Raw genomic sequence first — 531 nt, 5'->3', positions numbered from 1 at the left:
GCAAACCAAGTTCAGGTCTTGGATGAACTCTCGGCGATCACTACTCAAGACATTAATGGTAATACGATCAACGCCTATTCGGATTGGACCATTACTGCAAACGCATATAAAGCAGACGGTACAGCCGCGACGGCTTCCAACACCGGTATTGTTGGGGCAGTAAAGTCTCCCGACAACCTGAATGTGATTGCGACGCTTGAGCCACATTCCTACATTGAATACACCATCGTGGCAGACACCCATCCTCTAGCGAATGGGCACATTCAAAACCAAGTGACGGTCGACGGCACTGTGTACGCCGACCGAGGTTCTGATCCGCGTGATTTCGCGATCGAGGTTAACAAGCGTGTTAAAACGAACACCGATACCAGTTTTGATACCAAGCAAACCTCGTATTCCAAGCTGGACAACGAAGTGACGTTTGAAATCAGTGTGAAAAATGCGAAAGAGAACGGCTATGCAACCAATGTGCAAGTCAAAGATGCGATATCAACCATCACGGCTGAAATTTTGGAGCCAGATGGCGTCACT

At 48.2% G+C, this 531-nt stretch carries 1 protein-coding gene; it reads left to right on the top strand.

The window, feature by feature from the left end; all coding sequences use genetic code 11:
• A partial coding sequence (locus tag R7Z49_RS27330; protein WP_318112806.1) for a hypothetical protein occupies nt 1–531 on the top strand: 531 nt, incomplete at both ends.

Origin of the sequence: Vibrio sp. 1562 (genome assembly GCF_033340155.1) — a bacterium.
Lineage (GTDB): Bacteria > Pseudomonadota > Gammaproteobacteria > Enterobacterales > Vibrionaceae > Vibrio > Vibrio alginolyticus.
The sequence above is the reverse complement of the archived record's forward strand: the minus strand, read 5'-3'. Positions and strand labels throughout refer to the sequence as shown.